The organism is Streptomyces sp. NPDC048639 (genome assembly GCF_043199075.1).
Lineage (GTDB): Bacteria > Actinomycetota > Actinomycetes > Streptomycetales > Streptomycetaceae > Streptomyces.
Genome location: NZ_JBICVP010000004.1, coordinates 555,955 through 579,950 on the forward strand (window position 1 = coordinate 555,955; position 23,996 = coordinate 579,950).

Below are 23,996 nucleotides of genomic sequence, written 5' to 3' on the forward strand. Positions count from 1 at the left end.
CTAAGGAGGTTGCCGGGCATGGCACAGCCATTTCAGTTACGCATCCTGGTCCGGGGCTATGAACTGGACACGCAGGGACACTTGAACCAGGCCGTCTACCTGCAGTACTGCGAGCACGCGCGGTGGGAGAGCCTCCGTGCGGCAGGGATCTCCCAGGACGACCTGATCGCCACACGGATCGGTCCGGCGGTGCTGGAGAACACCATGAGGTTCCATCGCGAACTCCGCGGCGGAGACGAAGTCGACGTCACCTGCCAATGGATTTGGGGTGACGGAAAGACGTTCCGCGTGCATCAGGAGATCCGGCGGACCGACGGTGTGCTCGTAGCGGAATTGACGAGCGTCGCCGGTCTCATCGACCTGAACAAGAGAAAATTGATCTCGGAGCCGGCCGAGCATTTTCATAAGCTCGCCGAGAACCCTGAAATCATGGGATTCTGAACGGAGTGGCGCCCGGTGGAGACCTTGCCCCGCGGAAGGGCGAAGCCTCCGCGGGCGCTTTCCGTCGGTACCGTTCCTGAACCCTCATTCCGCCGGCTTCCCCCCGTCCCCGTTCTGCGCCGCTCCCCGCGCCTCGTGTCCCGAGCCGCCGGATGTCATCAGCTGCGACAACGACAGCACGGCACGCGCGATGTCCGCGCCCTTCGCGCCGAGCCGGTCCGCGAACCGGCCCAAGGTCCGGTTCTCCCAGGCAAGTTCCGTCGCCGGAAGGCCCGACATCCGGCGAACCGACTGGTACCTCCTGGCCAGTTCGGCCCGGCGCAGCACCATCGCGACGATCTGCTCGTCGAGATCGTCGAGCACCGCGCGGATCTCCCGCCCATGAGTCTGGGCGGCACCGCCTCCCGGCACGGCCGCGCGGCACTGCACCGCGGACTGGCGCCTCGACTCCACCGACGCCGTCACAGGAGATCCACCTGCCCGGCCGAGACCCGCGTGATGTACTCGAGCCCCGCGATGGCGTTCCTGGCCAGAGCGAGCGCCTCCTCCGCGGTGCCCGCGTGAGCGCGGGCCTGTGCGAGACGGGAATCGGAGTTCTGCAGTCCGACCAGCGGGCGCCCGGCGGCCCCGAGAACCTCCAGCCGTACGCCCTCCGGGTGCGGGCCGTCCGCGCCGGCGACCTCGATCAGCACGCCGGCCGCGGGCGCCCCCGCGAACCAGATCGCCTCGTGGCGCCTCGTCCGCGCGGGATCGGTGAGCACCGCGCGGATGTCGGGGAGGACCTTCTCCCCGGCGCACTGCCGCAGTTGGTACTCGACCAGGTCGACGCCCGTCGCGTCGGTGACCATGTTCCAGATCTCGTCACCGCCCACGCGCAGATGGGTCTCGATGATCCGCGGCCCGGCGTCGGTGAGGACGACCTCGGTGTGCGTGGGGCCGTACTCCACGCCCAGCGCGCCCAGCGCCGCGACCACATGGGCGCGGACCGTCTCCGCCTCCTCCGGTGGCAGCGGCGCGGGCATCACATGGCCCAGCTCCACCAGGCTGACCGGGTCGGAGAACTTGCGGGTGATGGCGACGACTTCGTGCTCACCCAGCTCGGAGAAGGACTCCACGCTGTACTGCGGGCCGGTGAGGAACGGCTCGGCCACCACCTCGGCCGGCTCGTCCGCACCGCGCGCCCGCGTGAAGGCCGCCTCCGCCTCGTCCGGTGCACGGACCACGGTGACACCCGAACTCGACGTACCACTACGGGGTTTGACCACGTAGGGATAGCCGTGCTCGGCCGCGAAGGTGTGCAGAGCGGCCGCGCCGTCCACAGCCGCGGATCCGGTCGTCTCCAGACCCGCCTCCGCCAGGTGCTGCCGCATGGCGAACTTGTCGAACACCAGGCGGACGGTCTCCGGCGTGTGCGTGGGCACCCCCAGGGCGTGCCCCACGGCGGCGGCCTTCTCCTGGCACTGGTCGCCGAAGCTACCGATGCGGCTCACCGGCTCGATCGCGTGCATCGCCCGGGCGAGCGCGATCCAGTGCTCGACGGGCGCCTCCGCCCCCACCGCGACGATCCGCGCATGCCCCCCGGCCTCCTCCAGCTTGGCCAGATGCTCGGGGCGGCACAGCACACTGGTGGTGATTCTTCTGCCCGTCGCAGCGCCGAGCGCGCGCATGCGGCCGGGAATGTCGTAACCGTTCCCGAAGACCAGTACGTGTTCTGACATGACGTCTTTCCCTCGTTCGGATACCGCTGCCGGACGGGTGCTGGCGGTCGGCATGCCGGTCAGCTCCCGTCCGGCGTAGTGATCACGGAGATCTTTCCGGCGAGCTGCTCGCCGAGTGCGACGGCCGCGTCGGTGTCGGGGCCGGTCACCAGGACCTGGCCCACGCGGTCCCAACTGGCCTCCAGGGGGCGGATGGTGTCACCCACCGCGACGGTGACCTCCACACCGAGGACGCTCTCGTGACCCCGTACGTCGGTGTCCCCCTCGATACCGCTGACCTGTCCTGGCTCGGCGGTGAGGAAGCGGGTGGCGGCGGCCGCCCGCGGCGCCGGCCGCCCCTCCAGCGGCGGCAGCACCCCGGCGGCCCAGCCCGACGCGTAGGCCTCGATGTCCACTCCGTAGGCGGCGTCGACCAGATCCATCAGGCGATCGCCGCCGGGGCGGCTGTGCGACTCGATCAGCCGGGGGCCGCGCCCGGTCAGCTTCACCTCCGTATGAGCCGGGCCATGGCGCAGACCCAGGGCGTCGAGTGATTCCAGGGCGCAGCGCAGCACGGCGTCCTCGTCGGCCGGCGACAGCCGGGCCGGCATGGCATGGCCCGACTCCACGAAGGTGCCGAGCGTGGTCTTCTCGGTGACCGCGAGCGGGACATGGCGTCCGTCGAAGCTCAGCGACTCCACGCTGAACTCCGGCCCGTCCAGGTACTCCTCCATCAGGAAGCGGTCGAGGGGGAAGTAGTTCGCGAACGGGTGGTCCGTACTGCCGCGCAGGTCGGTGATTCCGCGCCATACCTCCTCGACCGCTTCCGGCCCCTCCACCTTCCGCACGCCGAAGCTGGCCGCCGCGTCCACCGGCTTGACGATGAACGGATAGCCGTGGCGCGCCCCGAAGTCCGACAGGGCGTCGCGATCGGTCACCGGCCCCGCCGCCACCGCGTCCGCCCGCCAGGACAGATGGAGGCGCATCGCCTCCTTGTCCCGCATCAGCCGGGCGCAGCGATGGCTGTTGCCGCGGAGGCCGAGGGTGTCGCTGATGAGGCCCACGGGCTCCACGCCCGGCTCGGTGATGGTCGCGACCCCCGCGAAGCCGAACACCTGGTGGGCCGCTGTCACCAGTGGTTCCAGCACGGACCAGTCGGTGTAGTCCGCCAGCAGGGCGGCATCGACCAACTCCGCGTGTCCCGGCCGGTATTCCTCCGGGCGCTGTACGTTGACCACCCGCAGGCCGAGTTCCTTGGCCTTGCGGACCGTCTCGACGCGCCCGCCGATGATCAGCACCGTACGCTCGTCCGTCCCCATGGCGCCTCAGCTCCTGGCCAGTTCGCCGGACACGTCCGGACCGGTCGTGTCCTTGTCGTGCGCGTCCGGACCGGTCGTGTCCTCGCCCTGCACCGCACCCGGGGCCGGACCCGATGCGCCCGCATCCGTTTCCGGCGTCACCGGCCGCTCGGCCATCCTGCGTTCGCCCCACCGCACGACCGGGATCATCGCGAACCCTGCCGCCGCGAAGAGCGCGCCGAGCAGGAGCCAGCCGGGCCAGCCCCAGTAGACGAGCATCCCCGTCAAGGCGAGCGGGCCCACGATCTCCGCCACCGTCAGACCCGAACCGAAGAACGCCTGGTACTGCCCGTGCTTGCCGTCCGGGGCCAGCCCGAAGCTGATCTCCCAGGTGCCGGCCATCTGCACCATCTCGCCCAGGGTCTGCACCGCGGCGGCAGTGATCAGCAGCAGGACCGCCGACCAGGCCGAGCCCCCGCTGCCGGAGAAGGCGAAGACCACACAGCCGGCGCCCAGCAGCAGACCGCCGCGCACCACGTACCGCGCGGCGCTCGTCAGATCCGAGACCCCGCGGGCCACCCGGACCTGGAAGACCACCACCGCAAGGGTGTTGAGCACGAACATGACGGACAGCACCCAGGCCGGGGCCTCGGTGTGTCCGACGATCCACAGCGGCAGCGCCACATCGATCAGCGGGACATGCAGGACAAGGACCAGGTTGATCAGGCTCGCCGCGACGTACGGCCGGTCCTTGAAGACCGTCTGCGCCTTCTCGCCCTTGGCCGCCGCCGGCACCGATGCGACCGGAGGCACCCGCCGCAGCACCAGCGCCGCCACCACGAAGCCCGCGGAGTTGAGCGCGAACGCCGCGAGGTACGCCTCCCGCGCGTCGAAGAGCAGCACGATCCCGCCCAGTGCGGCACCCACCGACAGCCCGGCGTTGTAGCTCGCCTGCAGGAACGCGCGGACCCGGGTGAGCTGTTCCTTGGGCACCACCCCGGCGAGCAGCGCCTGCTGGGCGGCCGAGCCGCTGCGCTGGGCCACCGCGTACAGGCTCGCCGAGAGCACGAACAGCGGGAAGGAGCGCACGAAGAGATACGACCCGACGGCGACCGCCGCGCAGCAGAAGAAGAACACCGTCGTCCCGCGCACCCCCCTGCGGTCAGCGAGATGCCCGAGCGGCACGCCCAGGACCAGCGCCACCGTCCAGGCGATCGTCAGACCGAGCCCCAACTCGGCCGGGGACAGCCCCACGACCTTGGTGAAGTACAGGGCAGCGGTGACGTAGTACGCGCCGTCACCGGTACGGCTGATCAACTGCGCCAGAGCGAGTGTCCGGGGCGGGCCCGGTGGCGGGATCATGGTCTTGATCATGGGACTCCTCGGGTGGCCCGGCAGGCGCGGGCGCCCCGTTCGTGTCGACGGCCCGTGCCGGGCGAGCGGCTAGGCGGTGATCGGGCCGAGTGCGTCGACGGCCGTTTCGAGGTGGGACTTCTCGTGGGTGGCGGAGAGCGCGAACCGTATGAGCCCGGTCCCCTTCTCGACGGTCGGGAAGAAGGCGGGCAGCACGAGCACCCCGGCGGACCGCAGCCGGCGGGCTGCCTCGAACGCGGCCGCCTCCGTCCCGAAGTGCGCGCCGCGAATCGGCGAGTGCTGACCGGCGCTGACCAGCCGTCCTTCCGTCAGCTCGTCGAACACGGCGGCGTTCGCCCACAGCCGGTCCTGGAGCCGGGCCACCTCTCCACCGAGGTGGAGTTCCGCCGCCGCCACGTCCGCGGCGAGCAGGGGCAGCATGATGGAGTGCCCGAAGACCAGCGGATTGGCGAACTTGCGCAGTACACGGACGTCTTCGGCCGACCCCAGCACCGCGAAGCCCCCGGCGCCGCCGAACCCCTTGGACAGCGACCCGGCGATCAGCACATGGTCCGGAAGCCGCCCGCCGAACGCCTCGTACGCGTAGCCCGCGCCGTGGCGCCCCTCGATGGAGATCCCGTGCGCGTCGTCCACATACAGCAGTCCGTCGGCCTCGCCCAGCGTGCGGGCCAGACCGACCACGTCGATGAGCCCGCCCATCGAACCGACCCCGTCGACGAGCGCGATGGGCGTACGACCCTGGGCCGTGGCCTCCTTGACACGCGTCGCCAGCGACTCGGGGTCGGCCAGGTCGAAACGGCGGACCGGGCCGAGCTGTTCCATCACCCCGCGCAGCACCTGGATCGAGGCGTGGGCGGTCTTCTCGACCAGGAACACCGGGCCCTTGGCGGAGACGGGGTAGCCGGGCAGCGTGCCGTTGCCCAGCAGCGGCAGCACCCCGAGGTGCACATTGCTGACCGAGGTGAACGGCACGACGGGGCGACCGCCGTAGATCTCGCTCAGCAGCGCCTCGAGTTGGCCGAGGTACATCGGGCGCATGCGGTTGCGTGAGGAGGAGAAGTGCGCGCCGAACCGGCGCAGGGCGTCCTCCGCGGCTCCGACCAGCGCCGGGTGCGCCTCGAGGCCCAGGTAGGAGCAGGAGACGAACTCGATCGCGCTGCTGCCGTCCTCCAGTTCCACCACCTTGCCGTCGCGGCCGGTGATGACGTGCCCCGTCAGCCCCTCGTCGAAGGCGCGGTCCAGCGAGTCTGTCGTCTTGTCGATACGGGCGGACACCCAGTTGGCGGGCCGGGGGCCGATCTCCGTGGTGCTCTCCGGGCTGGTGTCTGCTGTGGTGGTCATGACGCATCCTTGGGTCCGGCGGCGGGAATCCGGGTGAACAGGTCCGCACAGAGGTCCCGGTAGTGCGGAAGCCTGTCGCCGAGCCCGCCGGAGAGTTCATGCAGAAAGTGGGCGAAGGTCTTCTCGTCGTTGTCGCGCACGAGGTCCTTCAGCCGGGCCGCACCACCGGCGAGCGCGTCCCTGGCGTCGCCGGCGTACGGGTTGGCGGACTGGATGTCCCAGTACACCTCGGGTGTGCCTGACGCGATCCGGGCCAGCAGCGCCAGCAGTGCCGTGTGCGGGGGAGGAGCGATCGCGGCCAACTCCTCGATGTCCACGTCCAGTTCGGCAAGCGCGTGGCCGAAGGCGAGCACGGTGGCATGGGTGAGGGCCTGTGAGGCGGCGGCCAGCCGGTCATGCCGCTCGGCGCCGACCCGTACGACCCGGCCGCCGTTCCGGGCGACCAGGCCGAGCAGTTCGGCGACCAGCGGGCCGTCGTGCAGGACCACCGCGGCCACCGGACGGCCGTCCATGCCCAGCGAGGGCGCGAACATCGGGTTCAGGCCCACGGCTTCACGCCGCGCCGCATGGGCGGCGACCTCGGCCGCGACGCGGGTCTTGACCGAGAGCGTGTCTGCGAGAAGCGCTCCGGGCCTCAAGCTGCCGGCCGTGGCCCGTACCGCGTCCAGGGCGACCTCTTCGGGCACCGCGAGCAGCAGCAGATCCGTCTCCGCCAGCTCCGCGCGCAGGGCCTCGTCCGGTGCGGTGATGTCGCCGGGGTGATGACGGAGGCCGTCGGAGCCGGCCGCGGGCGGCGCGGGGTCGACGACGCAGACGTCGATGCCCGCACCGGCGAGCAGGCCGGCGAACAGGCCGCCCACGGCGCCGGATCCGCCCGCCAGCACACACCGGCGGATCCGGCCGGGCACCGCCGTCTCCGGTGCCGTCCTCGTCGGGGAGCCGCTCATGAGTGCGCCGCCTGCTCGTCGCGGGCCGTCGTCGTGCCCGCCGCGATCGCCTTCGCCATCGCCCGTGACTTCACCAGCGTCTCCTCGAACTCCTCGGCGGGATCCGACAGGGCGATGACGGCGCCGCCGACCCCGAACGACACGCCCTCCTGGGTCGCCACGATCGTCCTGATCACGATGGACAGATCGGCGGCGCCGCTCAGCGAGAACCATCCGAGCGCGCCCGAGTAGACGCCGCGCGGCCCCTGTTCGAGCCGGTCGATGATCTCCATCGTGCGCAGCTTGGGAGCACCGGTCATCGACCCGCCCGGGAACGAAGCCCGGACGCAGTCCACCGCGGACACCCCGTCGCGCAGGGTGCCGCGCACCGTGGAGACGAGCTGGTGCACCGGAGCATAGGTCTCGACGTCGAAGAGCTTGGGCACATGGACGGACCCGACCTCGCACACCGTGTTGAGGTCGTTGCGCAGCAGGTCCACGATCATCAGGTTCTCTGCACGGTCCTTCTCGCTGCCCCGCAGCCCCTCGCGCAGCGCCCCGTCCTCCGCGGGTGTCGCCCCGCGCGGCCGGGTGCCCTTGATCGGCTTCGACTCGGCGACACGGTCCGTCCCTATGGTCAGGAACCGCTCCGGGGACGCGCTGAGCACCGCCACACCGGGGAAGTCGAGCAGCGCCCCGTACGGCACGGGGCTGACGCGCCGCAGATGGCGGTAGGTGGCGAGCGGGTCGACCGTCGTGCCGGTGGAGACCATGTTGGTCAGGCAGATCTCGTACGACTCGCCGTTGCGGATCTCCTCCAGGCAGTCGTCGATCAGCCCGAGGTACTCCTGCCGGCTGTGACGCGAGGCGAGCGAGGCCGCGCCCGGCTCCCCCACGCCCAGCAGAGGGCTGTGCTCACGGACGGTCTCGGTGGGCAGGACGGCCAGCCGGCCGATCGTGGCGTCCAGCCACTTGGTGGCGTCCGGGTCGTCGGCGGCGATGCTCAGGCAGAGCAGATAGGTGACGCCCTCGGCGTGGTCCACCACCACGGCCCGGTCCGCGAAGAGCATCGCGGCGTCCGGGGTCGGCGCGGTGTGCGCGGCTTCGGCGCCCGCCTCGGCCTTCAACTCGTAGCCGAGATAGCCGATGTAGCCGAGGTTGAAGGAGAACGGCAGACCCTCCGGCCGGGGGAGTGCGCGCCTGCGCAGCTCCCCGTCGAGGTAGTCGAAGAAGCCCTGCCGCACCTCCTCGTCGGGCAGGCCCTCGCGCTCCACCCGCACGGTGCCGGTGGAGACCCGGTGGGTGACGTACTCGGCCAGGGGCCCGGTGCCGTCGCCCAGGACGGAGAAGCGGGCGTTGCCGTCGGCGTGCGACCCGCTGTCCAGCCAGAAGCTGTGCCGGCGCCCGGCGAACAGCTCGCCGTAGGCGATCTCGGCGTCCGGCGCTGTCTCCAGCCGCCGTACGTGCAGCTGGTACGGGGAGCGGGACGCTGCGGGCGCCGCCAGGTGCCGCCGCCGCGTCAGATCGCGGAAGTTGGCGAGCAGTTCGCGCCCGTACTCACTGGAGATGGACTCCGGGTGGAACTGGACGCCCCACACCGGGTCGGTGCGGTGGCGCAGCCCCATCAGCACACCGTCCTCGGTCCACGCGATGCCCTCCAGCTCGTCGGCGAGTCCGGTGACCGCAAGCGAGTGGTAGCGCACCGCGGAGAACGGCGAGGGCAGCCCGGCGAAGATGTCCTCGCCGGTGTGCCGGACCGGGGAGATCCGGCCGTGCACGGGCTCGGGCGCGTGCTCGACCGTGCCGCCGAAGAGTTCGGCGATGCCCTGGTGGCCCAGGCACACCCCCAGGACGGGGAGCCCCGAATCGCGGATCGCGCGGGCGCTCACCCCGAAGTCCAGCTCCCGGCCCGGCCGTCCGGGACCGGGGGAGACCACGATGTTGTCGTAGTCGGCCGGATGCAGGGCGGACCAGGCGACGTCGTTGCGGACGACGGTCGGTGGCTGCCCGTTCACCTCGCCGAGCAACTGGTAGAGGTTGTAGGTGAAGGAATCGTAGTTGTCGATCAGCAGGGTGCGCGTGGGGGCCGTCATGAGGCATCGCCCTGTGCTGGACGGCTGTCGGGCCGGCCGTCGTCGGCGACACCGTCGATGACGAGGTCCTCCACCCGGCAGGTCTCCTCGATGATCAGGTCGTAGAGGCGCCGCAGGAAGGTCCCGTCGATGCCGTGCTCGGCTCCGAAGCGGGCGGCGCGCTCCTGGACCAGCCCGATCCGGTGCGGCTGCATCATGGGGACGCCGTGCTCCCGCTTGTGCTCCGCGATGCGGACACAGCATTCGATCCGCGCCCTGAGAATCTCCAGCAACTGCCCGTCGATGGCGTCCAGTTCACCGCGCAGCACGGTCAGACCGGCTTCCCCGGCGGTCGAGGTGGTCGTCATGACACCGCCTTCCTCAGCGTGGTGGTGTAGCGGGGGCGGTTCTCCTGATCGCGGTGGCCCTCGGCCTCCGCGAAGGCCCCGGTCGCCGCGAGCAGGCCGGGAACGACGTCGATCTGGGCGTCCCCGTGCTCGATGGCCAGACCCCCGCCGGGCCGCAGCAGGCGCGCGGCGCAGGCGATGACCCGGCGGATCACGTCCAGCCCGTCGTCGCCGGCGAAGACGGCCTGCCGGGGGTGGTGTTCGCCCCACTCGGGAAGCAGCTCCGTGCCCACCGGCACATACGGGGGGTTGGCGAGGACCAGATCGGCCGTGCCGTCCAGGTCCGCGAGCAGCACCGGATCCGTGACATCGCCCTGGTGCACGGCGACCGGCCGGTCACCGGCCGCCGCGCGCTCGGCGGCGTTGCGCCGGGCGCACTCCAGGGCCGCCGCGTCCAGCTCCACGGCATGCACCGTGGCGTCTGGGCGGGCGTGCGCCACGGCCAGGGCCACCGCCCCGGAGCCCGTGCACAGGTCGACCACGACGGGGTCCTTCGCCCCCTCGACGGCCGACAGACCCCAGCGGAGCAGGAGTTCGGTGGGAAACCGCGGAACGAACACATCCTCGGTGACCGTCACCTCGATGCCGCCGAGCCGGGCCCGCCCGGTGAGGTGCCCGAGCGGGATACGGGAGGCTCTGCGCCCGACCAGTGTCCGCAGCCGCTCGGCCGCGGCGGCGGGCACCGGGTACTCGGGCTTGAGCGCCTCCTCCGTGAGCCCCAGCACATGGGCGGCCAGGGCTGCGGCGTCCTCGCGCGGGCCCCACACACCACTGGCGGTGAGCACGCGCTCCGCTTCCCGGAGTAAGTCTGCGAGCGGCTGTTCAGCCACCGTCGTCGATCCTTTCAGCAGCAGCGAGCAGGGATGTGCCCAGCGGTCCCGTGGGCCGGTGACCCGGCGAACGGGACCGGAGGACGGGGCGTCAGGCGCCGGACGCGGCGTGGCTGGCCGCGTAGTACTCCCGCAGGGCCTTGGCGATGGAGGGGTGGATGCGCGAGGAGGCGAGCAGCTCCGGCGGCGGCGTGAAGAGCGGGTCGAACTCGTCCGCGATGCGCGTGTACGCGACCCGGAGGTAGTGCTCGATGGTGAACGGCCACTCGACGGGGACGCTCCAGTTGGACTCGTAACCGGTCGCCAGCATGTGCGTGACGGTGGTCTCCACGACCTCCTCGCGAGTCATCGGCTGGATCGGGGCGCGGACCGGGCGGAACATCTCCAGGTCCACCGAGGTCTCCTCACCGAGCAGGCGCGCGGTCATCTCGCGGGCGAGCAGCGGGGAGAGGGTGAGGCCGTCACGGTAGGTCCCGGTCATCATCCACAGGCCGGCCAGCTCCGTCTCGCCCAGCAGCGGCATGCCGTCCAGGGCGACGGGCCGGTTGCCCACCTGGATGGTGCGCAGCCCGCTCTCGCCGAGGTTGCGGCGGATCTGGCGGTTGCCGCAGTTGAGCAGGAACAGGACGTCGGAGATGAGCGGGGTCTCGCGCGGCTCGGGCGAGATGATGTTCGTCGCGCCGACGTACACCTGACCCTCGCCGCGCGGGACGACATGCAGACCGCAGGCGAACGCGCGGTTGGGCGTCCTCAGGACGCTGCGCGGGGCGGTGCCGTCCTCGGTGTCGACCAGGGCGGAGACGCCGTAGCCGCTGATGAGCCGCGGGATACGGGCCGCCTGGTCGGGCACGCTGTCCAGGACGGTCTGGGAGGCGGAACCGGCGGCCAGCACCAGCTGTTCGGTTGCCAGGACGGTCCCGGACTCCAGCTCGACGCCGCGCACCCGGTCCGCCGCCCGGTCCACCCGGATGGCGAGTTCGGGGATGAGGGTCCCGCCCTCGGCGACGAACGCCTTCTCCAGGCGGTCGAGCAACGCGTGGGCGTCGACGGCGTGTTCACGCGGAAGGAAGATCGCCTGGAGCGGGCGGCCGGTGGGCTCCGCGTCGAGCCAGTCGATGTCCTCGGGGTCGACGTCCTCGAACTTCTCGCCGTAGTCGACGAGCGTCTTGCGGATCGCCTTGAAGTTCTGGGTGTCGATCTCGGGAACACCCACGGCGTTCAGCATGACGACGGTGCCGTCGGCGGTCAGCAGCTCGGAGCCGTCCGACTCCGGCGAGATCCCCTCCAGCCAGTCCGGCCACAACGTGGCGGCCTGGTGTGCCCAGTCGAGTTTGGTGCGGCCGAACTCGCTCTTCAGCAGCGTGGTCGTCACCTCGCCGAACGTCCCGATCATCGCCCCCGCGGCCGAGGACGCGGCCCAGGGCCGGTGCGGGCGGCCGAGTACGGCCACGCGCACATTCCGCCGTGCCAGGGTGAGGCCGAGCGACAGACCGAGTGAGCCGTTGCCGACGACGACCACGTCGTAGGCGCGCTTGTCCCCGGTAGATGTTGCGGACACCTTGGATGTCCCCCCAAGTCAAGTGAGTGATCGTCTGCGGGTCTTGCGAGGCGGGCGGGCTCCCCGGTGATTCCGGCAGGTGGATGCCTCGCGTGCGGCCCGGACGGTATGTGGTACTTCGCCCGCGTTCCTGTCGACGTGCCGGAGTAAGCCAAACACAGGCGCCGGAGGAGCCCAAGCGTTTTAGACGGGCCTAAATCAGTGCTCCGCGAGGCCTGTTGGGGCCGGGCGGAGGCAGCGGGTCAGGCCGCACGACCGACGGGCCGGGAGCCCAGGACGAGCGCCTCACCCGTCTCGGACAGGGAGTGGATGACCCGCCGGCCGGCCCGGCGGCTGAGCACCAGATTGCAGTCCCGCAGCACGCCGACATGCTGGCTGATGGCCCCCGGGGTGACATCGATCGCGGTGGCGAGCTCCGTCGTCGTGGCGGGTGTCACCAGTGCCTCGACGACCGCCGCGCGCACGGGCCCCATCAACGAGGCCAGGGCGCTGGAGTGCTCGAGTCTCTGCCTGCTCCACACCTCGCCCACGTCCGGCCGCGGATAGACGATCATCGAGCCCAGCGGCGGCAGCATGGTCAGCACTTCGGGTCCGCAGAAGATGCTGGGGACGAGCACGAGCCCCTGGCCGCCCAGCTTCTCCTTGAAGTCGTAGTCGCTGCGCACGGTGATACGGCTGTCGCTCCATCCGACACGCCTGTTGAGCGAGGAGAAGACGGAGGCCGTCCCCGATGTCTCCATCACGCGGGTCCTGGAGCGGATGTCCGACTGGAGCCCGCCGTGCAGCCGGCGCCAGTGCGGCTCCAGCGCCAACCGCCAGTAGACGTCCAGGAGTTTGGTCACCGTCCTGATGGCCTGTCCGGGGTCGGCGAGCATGCGCCGGTGCATGGGCGCGGCTTCCTCGCGCCAGGCCGCGGGTGTGCCGGTGTCGGCCGCCATCCAGGCCACTTCGTCGACGAAGTGCTCCGGCGTCGTCGAGCGCACCTTCTCCAATTCCTCGGTGATGACCGCGGGTTCGGCGCCCGGTGCCGGAGTGAGGAAGTCCGGGACGTAGCCCATGGGCGGGACGACCGCACGCAGCGGGCCGAAGTCGACTCCCTTGAGACGCGCCCGTACATCGCTCACCCACGGCGCGTGGAGCTTCCTGCGCTCCGGTGAGGCCAGCATGCGAAAGCTGTAGACAGCCTCCCCGAGCGGGGTCGGCGAGAACCTGACCTTGGATACGTCTTCCGCCGTCGCTTCATAGCAGATCACAACAGTTTCCCCCTGTTTCCCCCATACTGCGATGCTGCGCACCCTGCCAGGGGGTGTGTCGGCCCCCCAGCCGAGCAGGTGTGCGGCGAGCCTGCCGGAGACCCGGCGGCGGCTCGTCGACCACCCACGCACGATCGTGCCATGCCCGGGTGACATCGCTCATGGTGATCGCGAAGGGAAGGAACAGGGGCGTACTGTCCGCCGTGCGCGGGCGCGAACGCGGGTCTCCCGCGCCCCTCTTGCGCCCGGCCTGGTCAGCGCCCGCGCGTCGGACCGGAATGCTGTATTCGAGCGGCGGCTCCCGGTGCGAGCCGATCGTGGCCTCGCTCGTTCCGCGTGACCGAAAGGCATTCATAGAAGGCCGGATTGTCGCCCCGGTGGTACGTGGCGGCGCGGTCCGCCGGAGCGGCAACTCCTGGTGGACCCCGGTCGCGCAGCACCCCTCCCGGACCGCCCCTCCGGGCTCTGGGATCGGAGCGCACGGCTGGTCCGGCGGCTCGCCGCGTCCCGTCGGGGGCCGGGCGCCCGCACGCCCGGCTCGCGGCAGCGCTCGACCGACCCGCCCCGCATCGCGCGGCCCCGGACCGCGTGGACCCGCACCGCGCGGACCCCGACAGCGGCAGGTCCGGTGCGCGCGGCACCGGACCTGCGGTTCTCTGCGGACGGGACGAGCGCGACTACACCGGCAGCTGGGCCTCCACGGCGGAGACCAGTGCGCCGTCGCCGGGCGCGGTCTGCGGACGGAACCGGCCGACCACCTCGCCCGCCGGGCTGACGAGGAACTTCTCGAAGTTCCACTTGATGTCGCCCGCGACGCCCTCCGCGTCCTGCGCCGTCACCAGTTCGGCGTAGAGCGGGTGCCGGTTCTCGCCGTTGACGTCGATCTTCTCCAGCAGCGGGAAGGTCACGCCGTACGTCGCCGAGCAGAACTCCGCGATCTCCTCCGAGGTGCCCGGCTCCTGCCCGGCGAACTGGTTGCACGGAACGCCCAGCACGCTGAAGCCGCGTCCTGCAAAGCGCTCGTGGAGCTCCTCCAGGCCGGTGTACTGCGGGGTCAGGCCGCACTTCGAGGCGACGTTCACGATGAGCAGGGCCTTGCCCCGGTGCTCGGCCAGGGAGGTCGGTTCGCCGGACAGCGTGCGCAGCGGAATCTCGTAGATGGTCATGCCGCCCATCAAAGCAGCAGGCCCGGTGCGTGAGCACCGGGCCTGCCTGTCAGTAGCGGGGACAGGATTTGAACCTGCGACCTCTGGGTTATGAGCCCAGCGAGCTACCGAGCTGCTCCACCCCGCGTCGGTGAACATGACCTTACGCGGTCGGGGCCCAGCAACCAAATCGCTTTCGCTTCCCTCGCTCCCGTCCCCTCCGCCGCTCCTGTCCTCTTCCTGTGTTCCGGCCCCCGAGTGGGCCCGTGCAGGTCCCTCGTAGGGACCTGCAGGTCCCCCGCATGGCCCCCCGTGGTCCCACTGGATTGCCGTACGTCGTGCGTGCACCGCCCCCGCAGCGGCGCAACGCGGTCAGTGGCGGCGCAGGCGCTGCCGCTCCTTCTCGGAGAGGCCGCCCCACACCCCGAAGCGCTCGTCGTTGGACAGCGCGTACTCCAGGCAGCGGAGTCGCTCCTCGCAGGCCGTGCAGACCTGCTTGGCCTCCCTGGTGGAGCCGCCCGCCTCGGGGAAGAAGAATTCGGGGCCGGTCTGCGCGCACAGGGCGCGCTCCCAGTCGGGCTCGCTCCGTTCCATACCGGTTTCCGTGTCGGTGACGTCGATCAACATATGGCCCACTCTCCCGGCAGCTGATCAACGGTCTCTGAACGTCTCATCAACGGTCGCACGCGCCTGTGACCTGCATCACATAAGCTCTTGTCCGTACACGCCACGCGTACACGCCACGCGTGCGTGCCGCGCCCCGGGCATCCGGGCGGACCCGGAGGGAGCCCATGCCGGACCTCTACATCGACGGCCGATGGACGGCCGCTGCGGACGGCCAGACCCGCGAGATCCGCTGCCCCGCGGACGGCTCGCCGGTCGCGATCGTGGACGAGGCCGGGCCGAAGGACGCGGCCGCTGCCATCGCCGCGGCCCGTGACGCCTTCGACCGCGGCCCGTGGCCCCGTACCCCCGCCGCCGAGCGCGGCCGGCTGCTGCTGCGTGTGGCCGACCTGCTGGAGCGCGACAAGGCCGATCTCGCCCGGGCCGAGTCGCTGGACACCGGAAAGCGGTTCGTGGAGAGCGAGTACGACCTCGACGACATCGCGAACTGCTTCCGCTACTTCGGCGACCTCATCGCCGGCAGTGGCGGCGGCCGCGTGATCGACACCGGTCAGCCCGAGATCGACAGCCGGGTCGTGCACGAGCCGGTCGGCGTCTGCTCGCTGATCACACCGTGGAACTACCCGCTGCTCCAGACCGCCTGGAAGGTCGCACCCGCGCTCGCCGCGGGCAACACCTTCATCCTCAAGCCGAGCGAGCTGACCCCCCACACCGCCATCGGCCTGATGCGGCTGCTGCGGGAGGCCGGGCTCCCGGGGGGCGCAGGAAACCTGCTGCTGGGCGCCGGCCCCGCCGTCGGCGCACCGCTCACCGGCGACGAGCGGGTGGACATGGTGTCCTTCACCGGCGGTGTCGTCACCGGCCGGGCGATCATGGCCGCGGCCGCCCCCACCGTCAAGAAGATCGCCCTCGAGCTGGGCGGCAAGAACCCGAACATCGTCTTCGCCGACGCCGACTTCGAGACCGCCGTCGACTACGCGGCGCTGGCCGTCTTCCTCCACTCCGGCCAGGTCTGCTCGGCCGGTGCCCGGCTGCTGGTGCAGCAGGAGATGCACGACGCGTTCGTGGACGAGGTGGTGGCGAGGGCCCGGCGGATCCCGCTCGGCGGCCCGTTCGACGAGCACGCCCGTACGGGCCCGCTGATCTCGGCCGCCCACCGCGAGAAGGTCGAGGCCTACGTGGCGGCGGGCCTGAAGGAGGGAGCCGTGCTCCGCTGCGGCGGCAAGCGCCCCGACGACCCCGCCCTCGGCGACGGCTACTACTACCTGCCGACCGTCCTGGACGACTGCGTTCCGGGCATGGCCGTGGTCCGCGACGAGTCGTTCGGCCCCGTGCTGACCGTCGAGCGGTTCCGCGACGAGGACGAGGCCCTCGCGCTGGCGAATGACACGACGTACGGGCTGGCCGGAGGTGTCTTCACCCAGGACGAGGGCAAGGCCCAGCGCGTGGCCTCCGGGCTGCGCGCCGGCACCGTCTGGATCAACGACTTCCATCCCTACGTACCACAAGCGGAATGGGGAGGCATGAAGCAGTCAGGCATCGGCCGTGAACTCGGGCCCGCGGGGCTCGCCGAGTACCAGGAGGCGAAGCACATCTGGCGCAACACATCGCCGAAGCCCCAGAGGTGGTTCGAGTGACCGCCACGGAGCCGACGGGGTCCCCCTCGTCGCCCGGTGACGGCAATGACGACGACTCACTCGCCGAACTCGGTTATCGCCCCGAACTCAAGCGCACGCTCGGCAACTTCCACACCTTCGCGGCCGGCGTCAGCTATATCTCCATCCTCACCGGCACCTTCCAGCTGTTCTACTTCGGCATCGCCTTCGGCGGTCCCGCCTACTGGTGGTCCTGGCCCATGGTCTTCGCGGGCCAGCTGATGGTCGCCCTGTGCTTCTGCGAGCTCGCCGCCCGCTATCCCGTGGCCGGTTCGATCTACAACTGGGCGAAGAAGATGGGCGGCCCGCACGTCGGCTGGATCGGCGGCTGGATGATGCTGACCGCCACCATGGTCTCGCTCGCCGCCGTGGCCCTGGCCTACCAGGTGACGCTGCCGCAGATCGACCCGGTCTTCCAGTTCGTCGGTGACGGCAGCGGAAAGAACGACGCGGCGGCCAACGCCGTGCTCCTGGGTTCCGTGCTCATCTTGTTCACCACCCTGGTCAACGCCTTCGGCGTCAAGCTGATGGCCCGCATCAACTCGGCCGGCGTCCTGATCGAATTGGTCGCCGCAGTCGTCCTGATCATTCTGCTGGCGGCACACATCACACGGAGCCCGAGCGAGACGCTGACCGACACCAACGGGCTCGGAGCGGGGCAGAACCTCGGCTACCTCGGCGCGTTCCTGACCGCGTCCCTGGCGTCCGCCTACGTGATGTACGGCTTCGATACGGCGGCATCCCTCGGGGAGGAGTCCCACAACCCCTCCCGCAACGCCCCGCGCGCCATTCTGCGAGCCCTGGTCGCCTCCTTCATCATCGGCGGGCTGATCCTCCTCTTCGCCCTCATGTCGGTGCCGGACCTGCATGCGAAGGAACTGTCCGTGGACGGCCTCCAATTCGTGGTGCTCTCCACCCTCGGCTCGACCATCGGCGACATCGTGCTGTGGTGCGTGGTCATCGCGATCACGGTGTGCGAGCTGGCGGTGCACACGGCCGGCATCCGGCTGATGTTCGCCATGGCCCGGGACAACAACCTCCCCGCGGGCACCCACCTCGCGCGGGTGAACCCCCGCTTCCAGACACCGGTGATCCCGGCCGTCGTCATCGGCCTGGTCGCGATCATCATCCTGGTGATCAACATCAACCAGCCGCAGATCTTCTCGGTGATCACCAGCATCGCGATCATCATGATCTACCTGGCGTATCTGGCGGTCACCGCGCCGATGCTGGTCCAGCGGCTGCGCGGCAAGTGGAAGCCGCGCGAGGGGAGCTTCTCGCTGGGGCGCTTCGGTCTGCCCATCAACATCATCGCCGTGCTGTGGGGCGCCGGGATGTCCATCAACCTGGCCTGGCCGCGCCCCGACGTCTACAACGCGCAGCCGCCGCACCACTGGTACCTGCAGTGGGGCGCCTTCGTGTTCATCGGCATCGTCGGCGGTGTCGGCTTCGCCTATTACTGGTTCGTCCAGCGCCACCGCACCGGCGTGCTGGAGGAGCACCGCTCCGAGCAGCCGCCGGCTGCCGGAACACCGGGGTCGCCGGAGACGCCTCGCTGACGCGCCGCTCCGGCGCCGCCGCAAAGGGAGTGACTGTGGATTCGACTGTGGACTCATTCGACTATGTGGTCGTTGGCGGGGGAACGGCCGGATCCGTCGTCGCCGCGCGGCTGTCGGAGGATCCCGGCGTGACCGTCTGCCTCCTGGAGGCGGGCCCCTCGGACGTCGGCGACGAGAACGTCCTCCGGCTCGACAAGTGGATGGGCCTGCTGGAGTCCGGCTATGACTGGGACTACCCCATCGAGCCCCAGGAGTACGGCAACAGCTTCATGCGGCACGCCCGCGCCCGGGTGCTCGGCGGCTGCTCCTCGCACAACTCCTGCATCGCCTTCTGGGCCCCGGCCGAGGACCTCGACGAATGGGAGGCCCTGGGCTGCACGGGGTGGGGCGCCAAGGACTGCTTCCCCCTCTACCAGCGGCTGGAGAACAACGACGCGCCCGGGGACCACCACGGCAGGCACGGCCCCGTGGTGGTCCGCACCGTCCCGCCCCACGACCCCTGCGGGCGCGCGGTGCTGGAGGCGTGCGCCGCCGCCGGGATCCCCACCACGCCCTTCAACACGGGCAGGACGGTCCTCAAGGGAGCGAACTGGTTCCAGATCAACCGGCGCGAGGACGGCGTCCGTTCCTCGGCCTCCGTCTCGTACCTGCACCCGATCCTCGGCAAGCGGCCGAACCTGGAGGTCCGCACCGGGCTGCAGGCCAAGCGCCTGGTGCTGGACGCCGACGGGCGCTGCACGGGCGTGGAGTACCTGGCGCCCGACCTGATCCGTACGCTCACCGTCGACGCCCGCCGTGAGGTCATCGTCTCCTGCGGCTCCATCGACACCCCGAAGCTGCTGATGCTCTCCGGGATCGGGCCGGCGGACCATCTGCGCGAGACGGGCGTGGAGGTACGGGTGGACTCCCCGGGAGTCGGCGCGAACCTCCAGGACCACCCGGAGGGCGTCATCATGTGGGACGCCAAGCAGAAGATGGTCGACTCCTCCACGCAGTGGTGGGAGATCGGGATCTTCTCGGACACCGAACCTGGCCTGGACCGGCCGGACTTGATGTTCCACTACGGTTCGGTGCCCTTCGACATGAACACCTACCGGCGCGGCTACCCGACGTCCGAGAACGCTTTCTGCCTCACCCCGAACGTCACACGCGCCCGCTCCACGGGCACGGTCCGCCTGCGCACCCGCGACTTCCGGGACAAGCCCAAGGTCGATCCGCGCTACTTCACGGACGCGGACGGGCACGACAGGCGCGTCATGACGTACGGGCTCAGGCTGGCCCGGCGGATCGCGGAGCAGGCGCCGCTCGCGGACTGGGCGGGCGCCGAACTCGCCCCGGGGCCCGACGCGCAGAGCGACGACGAGCTGTTCGACTACATCCGGCAGACCCACAACACCGTCTACCACCCCTCCTGCACGGTCCGGATGGGGGCGGCGGACGACGCGGACGCACCGCTCGACGCACGACTGCGGGTCAAAGGCGTCCGGGGGCTGCGGGTCGCCGACGGGTCGGCCATGCCGTTCCTGGTGGCGGTCAATCCGTGCATCACGACGATGATGATCGGCGAGAAGTGCTCCGACATGATCAAGGAAGACGCGGGCTGACAAGCCTCGGACGGGTCGGCGAGCCGGCCGGTGGACCGGCCGCCGACGCGTGCCCCGCTGAGCCGCTGACCGGGTAAGGCGTGCGCCGCGGGTGCAGCGGCCCGCAATCGGCACAATCCCGGCCGTTAGGGTGCTTGTCCATGCCCCCACTGGAGATATCCGACCTGATCACCGTCACCGACCCGGGCAGCGGGCGGCGCCTGCCGGTGCGCCGCGACGACGTGATCCGCCGGCTCCGGGAGAACGGTGACCGCCGGGCCGTGCCCATCGTCGCCGCTCTGCCCGTGGACCCTGACGGCATGCTCGACCCGCACGCGGTGGACCGCCTGATGGTCGGTGTGCACACCGAACTCCAGCGCCTCAGCCAGGAGTTGCGCGTCGGAGAACGCCTGGTGAACCTGGTCGGCCCGCTGTTCGACGCCATCCGCGCCGGCTCCGCACGGACCGGGAGGCTCCGCCTCGTCGACGTCGGTTCGGGCCTGGGGTACGTCGTCCGCCGGCTCGCGGCGACCGGGGACCTGGGCCCCGATGTCGAACTCGTCGGCGTCGACCTCGATGCAGCCCTGGTCTGCGAGGCCCGTCGCCTCGCCCGCGCCGAGGGGCTCGACTGCCGCTTCGTGCACGGCAATGCGTTCGAACTGCCCGAGGCGGCAACGGTGTTCGTCTCCACCGGGGTGCTGCACCACTTCCGCGGCGCCGGTCTGGCCGCGTTCTTCCGCGCCCAGGCCGCCACTTCGGCCCTCGCCTTCTGCCACTTCGACATCGCGGCCGGCCGGCTCGCCCACCTGGGGTCGTGGATGTTCCACCGCGCCCGGATGCGCCACCCCCTCGGCCGTCACGACGGCGTGGCCTCGGCCTTGCGCGCCCACTGCGACGCGACGTTGCTCGACGCCGCGGCGGTGCCCGGATTCCGGCCGCTGCTCCACGAGCCCCGTGGTCTGGCGAATCCCTTCTCCACGACGCTGCGCCCCGTTCTCGGGCTGCGTCCATGGCTGGAAGAGCCGTTTCGCCGGGCCCTCGGCCGTGGCTCACGGAAGCTGGTCGGCCCGGAGCACTTCACCGAGGGAGCCGCATGACGCCGGCTGTCGCACTGGTCGCGCTCGGCCTCGTCGACGCGGCGTTCAGCGGCTACCGCGCCTACGCCGGACGTGACGCCCGGATCCGCAGACGGCGTGCCATGGCCCGAGCCGCGCTGCGCGGCCTGGCCGTCGGTGCGCTCCTGCTGATGGCCCCCGCACTGACGGCCGGCTCCGTGCTGCTGACCGCCGGTGACCGGGCCCAGTCGTACGCCGCCCTGGCCGATGGAGCGACCGGCTACCTTCCCCCACTGGCCCTCTACGCCGCCGCGGTACTGCTCTCGCTCGCGGCCTACCTCGTCCTGCCGTTGGGCGGCAGCACCCTCGCGACGGCGATCGGGCTCGGGCCGCTGACCCTGCTGCGCCCGCTCGTGATCGCCGCCGCCTGCCTCTGTGCCCTCGCCGAAGGGGGCCGGCCCTCCGCGCTGGTGGGTGCGGTCGCGGGGGCCGCGGTGCTCTGCGTCGAACCGGTCGTTCATCACCGCTGGTACAGGCAGGTTCTCTGATCCGGCGCCCGGCCGCACCAGGGGGTGGTGCCGGGCGCCGGATCGTGCCTGGCGCCCTGCTAGCCGATGCGGTGGCCGGCGAGGCCGTGCGGCTCGTAGCCGGGGAGTGAGCCGTCGGGGTCGGTGACCAGGAGGAGCCCGGACATCCCCATGTCCGCGTGCGTCTGGACGTGGCAGTGGTACATCCACGCGCCGGCGCCGATGTTCTCTCCCGCGATGATCTGGAAGCCGAAGGAGTCGCCCGGGCCGGTGACCTTGTTGTCGATGACACGGCTGGGATCGTCCGGGCCCATCAGGACGCCTGTGCGGTTGTCGGCCCAGCGATGACCGTGGATGTGGAACGTGTGGAACGTCTTGCCATGCGTGATCATGATGATCTCGAGGCGATCGCCCACCTTCGCCCGGATGTTGGGGCCCTCATGGCCCGGCCCGTTGTTGATCACCTTGTCGTTGAAGCAGAGCGTGAACTGCTTGTCCGGCAGGATGTCGCCCTCCCTGCGCACCACGACGCCCCCGTAGAGGCCCTTGTGGATGCCGCCGGTGCCGTGGTCGGTTCCCACCGCATGGTCGTGGTAATGCCAATATCCCGCGCTGCCGGTACCCCAGGTGCCGTCCTCGCGGCGGCCCGGGGTGTGGGTGCGCCAGGTGTAGGTGCGGGATTTCCCCGGCTCCACGGCGCTCCGGTTGAGCCGGGTGCCGTCGCTGAGGGTGTCGTAGTCCACGCCGTGGACGTGCAGGCTCACCGGCACGTCCATCGTGTTCTCGAACTCCACGTGGAGGGTGTCGCCCTCGGTCATCTCGATCAGCGGGCCGGGGACGGTGGCTTTGCCCTTCGCGAGCGCGTAGCCCAGCCGGCCGTCCGGCATCTTCTCGGCGTACAGCTTCAGACGGCGGACCTTGCCGCCCGCTGGGGCTCGGGCCGGTGCCTTCGCGGATGTCCTCGATGCGCTTCCCCGCGCCGCTCCGGCGGCGTCCGCCTCCTGGGCCTCTGCGGGCTGGGCGCCGAGGGCCATCGGCGACAGCGCCGCGGCGGCGGCGCCGCCCGCGAGGAAGCGCCTGCTGAAGATGCGTCTGGGCATGCTGTCGACCGGGTCGGTCATTGCTCCTCCTTGGTGCCGTAAGTTCACGCGCACCGGGGGAGCGGAGGCCCGGTCCCGCCGGTCGTCTGTCGCTGCGACCGGGGGAGGGCTGGTCCGGCCTTTCGGCACACATATGATCACATACCCGTCGCATGGCAGGGGCTGATCATGTGTCAGCTGACATTGCGCCACTTGGCGCCGGGCCGTACGAGAACGCGTCGCACCGGCGCCGGGAGGGTCCGGCGTGTCGCTTCCGCCCTTCGGGGCGGGGACGGCGACATGGCCCGCGCGGGCGGTCCCGAGTCGTTCGCCGGGGTCACCGGACGGGACAGCCCGGGAACGGCACCTCGTCCGTTCCCGGGCCCATGTCCCCGGGACGCCGACCGGACGCGACCGGACGCCGACCCGGCGCCGATCAGGCGTCGATCTCCGCATCCGTCAGCGGATACGCGACACAGCTGTGCGTGTAGCCGAACGGCCCGTCGGACAGGCGCAGTCGGGCCTCCTCCGCCGTGTGCACCTCGCCCTTCACCACGCGCACCACGCACAGCCCGCACTCGCCCGACCGGCACGCCGCCTCCGGGCGGATGCCGTGGTCCTCCAGGGCGTCCAGGAGCGGACGGTTGCGGGGCGTACGGAACGACGTGCCGCCGGCCGTGACCGTCACCTCCTCCGCCGGATCAATCCCGTCGGGCCAGTGCGGTTGCGCCTCGGGGTGTGCCGGTGCGCCGTTCGCCTCGAAGCGGATCCGGCGGCGGGGGTGGCCGAGGCGTGTGAGCTGTTCGAGTGCGTACGGGTACAGCGCCTGCGGACCGCACACGTAGACCATTCGGCCGGCCGGCGGGCCGGCCAGCGCCTCGATGGTCTCGGCGGTGAGCAGCCCCGTCGGCCCTGGAACGGACGGATCCGGTTCGAGGACGACATGGTCCACGCGGATGCCCGGGTGTTCGGCGGCGATCGCGTCCAACTCGTCCCGGAAGATGATGTCGTCCGCTCTGCGGGACCCGTAGATCAGATGGAGGCGGCGGGGCAGTCCGCGGTCCACGATGTCGCGGATCATGCTCATCGCCGGGACGACCCCCGAGCCCCCGGCGAGGAAGACGACGTCCTCGCCGTGGAAGAGCGGGTTGTGGTGGAACGTGCCCATCGGGCCGGTGGTGGTGAGCCCGTCGCCCACGGCGAGCGTGTCGATGAGGTGGTTGCTGATACGTCCGGTCGCCACCCGACGCACCGTCAGGTCGTAGTGGTCGAGCCGTGCGGGGCTGGAGGCCATCGCGTACGGCCGGCTCGTGCCGTCCGCGAAGACCCCCACGTACTGGCCCGCGAGGAACGGTGGCAGCGGGCCGCCGTCGGCGGCGCGCACGCGGAACGTCCTCGTGCTCGCCGTCTCGGTGATGATCTCCGCCACGGTCAGGGTGAGGCGCCGCGGGTGATGGGCGTCGACGTCCGCGGTGCGCGCCACGGACTGTGCCTCGCGGCGGTCGATCTCGGCCTCGATGTCTTCGTGGCCGTCGAAGAGTTGGGCGATGGGGTGATGCATGACGTCTCCCT

21 protein-coding genes and 1 tRNA gene are annotated in these 23,996 nt (G+C 71.0%); 6 read left to right on the top strand and 16 right to left on the bottom strand.

The genetic code is table 11. The features are described 5' to 3' along the window. Positions 1 to 18 precede the first annotated feature (18 nt). A complete protein-coding gene (locus ACGFNH_RS14175; RefSeq protein WP_393653347.1) occupies positions 19 to 441 on the top strand; it encodes an acyl-CoA thioesterase in 423 nt (140 codons plus the stop codon). An 84-nt stretch (positions 442 to 525) separates the two neighbouring features. Here the strand turns inward: ACGFNH_RS14175 and ACGFNH_RS14180 are convergent, their stop codons facing one another. The 14 genes from ACGFNH_RS14180 to ACGFNH_RS14245 form a co-directional block, all read right to left on the bottom strand. Then, positions 526 to 906 (bottom strand): hypothetical protein, encoded by a 381-nt coding sequence (locus ACGFNH_RS14180; RefSeq protein ID WP_393653348.1) that lies wholly within the window; start codon positions 904 to 906, stop codon positions 526 to 528. Further along, positions 903 to 2,159 (bottom strand): ATP-grasp domain-containing protein, encoded by a 1,257-nt coding sequence (locus tag ACGFNH_RS14185; protein ID WP_393653349.1) that lies wholly within the window; start codon positions 2,157 to 2,159, stop codon positions 903 to 905. Before ACGFNH_RS14185 ends, ACGFNH_RS14180 begins: the two co-directional genes overlap by 4 nt. 59 nt (positions 2,160 to 2,218) lie before the next feature. Continuing rightward, complete coding sequence (locus ACGFNH_RS14190) at positions 2,219 to 3,457, bottom strand: ATP-grasp domain-containing protein (RefSeq protein WP_393653350.1); 1,239 nt, start codon at positions 3,455 to 3,457, stop codon at positions 2,219 to 2,221. Positions 3,458 to 3,463: 6 nt separating this feature from the next. Further along, positions 3,464 to 4,810 carry an MFS transporter gene (locus ACGFNH_RS14195; RefSeq protein ID WP_393653351.1) on the bottom strand — a complete coding sequence of 449 codons (1,347 nt, stop codon included), beginning with the start codon at positions 4,808 to 4,810 and terminating at the stop codon, positions 3,464 to 3,466. Between the two features lie 69 nt (positions 4,811 to 4,879). Then, positions 4,880 to 6,151 (bottom strand): aminotransferase class I/II-fold pyridoxal phosphate-dependent enzyme, encoded by a 1,272-nt coding sequence (locus tag ACGFNH_RS14200; RefSeq protein ID WP_393653352.1) that lies wholly within the window; start codon positions 6,149 to 6,151, stop codon positions 4,880 to 4,882. Next, positions 6,148 to 7,098, bottom strand: coding sequence for a prephenate dehydrogenase/arogenate dehydrogenase family protein (locus tag ACGFNH_RS14205; protein ID WP_393653353.1), 951 nt, complete (start codon positions 7,096 to 7,098; stop codon positions 6,148 to 6,150). The genes ACGFNH_RS14200 and ACGFNH_RS14205 overlap by 4 nt, the downstream gene beginning before the upstream one ends. Further along, positions 7,095 to 9,170 carry an aminodeoxychorismate synthase component I gene (gene pabB / locus ACGFNH_RS14210; RefSeq protein WP_393653354.1) on the bottom strand — a complete coding sequence of 692 codons (2,076 nt, stop codon included), beginning with the start codon at positions 9,168 to 9,170 and terminating at the stop codon, positions 7,095 to 7,097. The genes ACGFNH_RS14205 and pabB overlap by 4 nt, the downstream gene beginning before the upstream one ends. After that, entirely contained in the window at positions 9,167 to 9,517 is a 351-nt protein-coding gene (locus ACGFNH_RS14215) for a chorismate mutase family protein (protein ID WP_393653355.1), read from the bottom strand. The genes pabB and ACGFNH_RS14215 overlap by 4 nt, the downstream gene beginning before the upstream one ends. Then, entirely contained in the window at positions 9,514 to 10,386 is an 873-nt protein-coding gene (gene prmC, locus ACGFNH_RS14220) for a peptide chain release factor N(5)-glutamine methyltransferase (protein WP_393653356.1), read from the bottom strand. The genes ACGFNH_RS14215 and prmC overlap by 4 nt, the downstream gene beginning before the upstream one ends. Positions 10,387 to 10,477: 91 nt before the next feature. Further along, positions 10,478 to 11,944, bottom strand: coding sequence for an NAD(P)/FAD-dependent oxidoreductase (locus ACGFNH_RS14225; protein ID WP_393653357.1), 1,467 nt, complete (start codon positions 11,942 to 11,944; stop codon positions 10,478 to 10,480). Between the two features lie 242 nt (positions 11,945 to 12,186). Next, positions 12,187 to 13,110, bottom strand: a complete 924-nt coding sequence (locus ACGFNH_RS14230; RefSeq protein WP_393653358.1) for a DUF5937 family protein — start codon at positions 13,108 to 13,110, stop codon at positions 12,187 to 12,189. 764 nt (positions 13,111 to 13,874) lie between these two features. Beyond that, entirely contained in the window at positions 13,875 to 14,363 is a 489-nt protein-coding gene (locus ACGFNH_RS14235) for a glutathione peroxidase (protein WP_393653359.1), read from the bottom strand. Between the two features lie 53 nt (positions 14,364 to 14,416). Then, positions 14,417 to 14,490, bottom strand: a tRNA-Met gene (locus ACGFNH_RS14240). A 224-nt stretch (positions 14,491 to 14,714) separates the two neighbouring features. Beyond that, the gene (locus tag ACGFNH_RS14245; protein ID WP_393653360.1) at positions 14,715 to 14,969 is read right to left on the bottom strand and encodes a WhiB family transcriptional regulator; all 255 of its coding nucleotides are present in this window, start codon (positions 14,967 to 14,969) and stop codon (positions 14,715 to 14,717) included. A 164-nt stretch (positions 14,970 to 15,133) separates the two neighbouring features. Here ACGFNH_RS14245 and ACGFNH_RS14250 point away from each other — a divergent pair, with 164 nt between their 5' ends. The 5 genes from ACGFNH_RS14250 (at position 15,134) to ACGFNH_RS14270 (ending at position 21,366) form a co-directional block, all read left to right on the top strand. Continuing rightward, positions 15,134 to 16,603, top strand: a complete 1,470-nt coding sequence (locus ACGFNH_RS14250; protein WP_393653361.1) for an aldehyde dehydrogenase family protein — start codon at positions 15,134 to 15,136, stop codon at positions 16,601 to 16,603. Beyond that, on the top strand, positions 16,600 to 18,180 hold the full coding sequence (locus tag ACGFNH_RS14255) for an APC family permease (RefSeq protein WP_393653362.1): 1,581 nt from the start codon (positions 16,600 to 16,602) through the stop codon (positions 18,178 to 18,180). The genes ACGFNH_RS14250 and ACGFNH_RS14255 overlap by 4 nt, the downstream gene beginning before the upstream one ends. A 47-nt stretch (positions 18,181 to 18,227) precedes the next feature. Further along, on the top strand, positions 18,228 to 19,784 hold the full coding sequence (locus ACGFNH_RS14260) for a GMC family oxidoreductase (RefSeq protein WP_393653592.1): 1,557 nt from the start codon (positions 18,228 to 18,230) through the stop codon (positions 19,782 to 19,784). Positions 19,785 to 19,924: 140 nt separating this feature from the next. Next, the gene (locus ACGFNH_RS14265; RefSeq protein WP_393653363.1) at positions 19,925 to 20,860 is read left to right on the top strand and encodes a class I SAM-dependent methyltransferase; all 936 of its coding nucleotides are present in this window, start codon (positions 19,925 to 19,927) and stop codon (positions 20,858 to 20,860) included. After that, positions 20,857 to 21,366 (top strand): hypothetical protein, encoded by a 510-nt coding sequence (locus ACGFNH_RS14270; RefSeq protein WP_393653364.1) that lies wholly within the window; start codon positions 20,857 to 20,859, stop codon positions 21,364 to 21,366. The genes ACGFNH_RS14265 and ACGFNH_RS14270 overlap by 4 nt, the downstream gene beginning before the upstream one ends. A 59-nt stretch (positions 21,367 to 21,425) precedes the next feature. Here the strand turns inward: ACGFNH_RS14270 and ACGFNH_RS14275 are convergent, their stop codons facing one another. Both ACGFNH_RS14275 and ACGFNH_RS14280 read right to left on the bottom strand, forming a co-directional pair. Next, positions 21,426 to 22,445, bottom strand: a complete 1,020-nt coding sequence (locus ACGFNH_RS14275) for a multicopper oxidase domain-containing protein (RefSeq protein ID WP_393653594.1) — start codon at positions 22,443 to 22,445, stop codon at positions 21,426 to 21,428. Positions 22,446 to 22,860: 415 nt separating this feature from the next. After that, a complete protein-coding gene (locus tag ACGFNH_RS14280; RefSeq protein WP_393653365.1) occupies positions 22,861 to 23,985 on the bottom strand; it encodes a 2Fe-2S iron-sulfur cluster-binding protein in 1,125 nt (374 codons plus the stop codon). Between the last annotated feature and the right edge of the window lie 11 nt (positions 23,986 to 23,996).

Bases quoted from the DNA above. Each gene is read 5' to 3' on its own strand.
- ACGFNH_RS14175 (WP_393653347.1), top strand. From the start codon at position 19: ATGGCACAGCCATTTCAGTTACGCATCCTGGTCCGGGGCTATGAACTG.
- ACGFNH_RS14185 (WP_393653349.1), bottom strand. From the start codon at position 2,159: ATGTCAGAACACGTACTGGTCTTCGGGAACGGTTACGACATTCCCGGC.
- ACGFNH_RS14190 (WP_393653350.1), bottom strand. From the start codon at position 3,457: ATGGGGACGGACGAGCGTACGGTGCTGATCATCGGCGGGCGCGTCGAG.
- ACGFNH_RS14195 (WP_393653351.1), bottom strand. From the start codon at position 4,810: ATGATCAAGACCATGATCCCGCCACCGGGCCCGCCCCGGACACTCGCT.
- ACGFNH_RS14200 (WP_393653352.1), bottom strand. From the start codon at position 6,151: ATGACCACCACAGCAGACACCAGCCCGGAGAGCACCACGGAGATCGGC.
- ACGFNH_RS14205 (WP_393653353.1), bottom strand. From the start codon at position 7,098: ATGAGCGGCTCCCCGACGAGGACGGCACCGGAGACGGCGGTGCCCGGC.
- pabB (WP_393653354.1), bottom strand. From the start codon at position 9,170: ATGACGGCCCCCACGCGCACCCTGCTGATCGACAACTACGATTCCTTC.
- ACGFNH_RS14215 (WP_393653355.1), bottom strand. From the start codon at position 9,517: ATGACGACCACCTCGACCGCCGGGGAAGCCGGTCTGACCGTGCTGCGC.
- ACGFNH_RS14230 (WP_393653358.1), bottom strand. From the start codon at position 13,110: ATGCTGGCCTCACCGGAGCGCAGGAAGCTCCACGCGCCGTGGGTGAGC.
- ACGFNH_RS14235 (WP_393653359.1), bottom strand. From the start codon at position 14,363: ATGACCATCTACGAGATTCCGCTGCGCACGCTGTCCGGCGAACCGACC.
- ACGFNH_RS14245 (WP_393653360.1), bottom strand. From the start codon at position 14,969: ATGTTGATCGACGTCACCGACACGGAAACCGGTATGGAACGGAGCGAG.
- ACGFNH_RS14250 (WP_393653361.1), top strand. From the start codon at position 15,134: ATGCCGGACCTCTACATCGACGGCCGATGGACGGCCGCTGCGGACGGC.
- ACGFNH_RS14265 (WP_393653363.1), top strand. From the start codon at position 19,925: ATGCCCCCACTGGAGATATCCGACCTGATCACCGTCACCGACCCGGGC.
- ACGFNH_RS14270 (WP_393653364.1), top strand. From the start codon at position 20,857: ATGACGCCGGCTGTCGCACTGGTCGCGCTCGGCCTCGTCGACGCGGCG.
- ACGFNH_RS14275 (WP_393653594.1), bottom strand. From the start codon at position 22,445: ATGCCCAGACGCATCTTCAGCAGGCGCTTCCTCGCGGGCGGCGCCGCC.
- ACGFNH_RS14280 (WP_393653365.1), bottom strand. From the start codon at position 23,985: ATGCATCACCCCATCGCCCAACTCTTCGACGGCCACGAAGACATCGAG.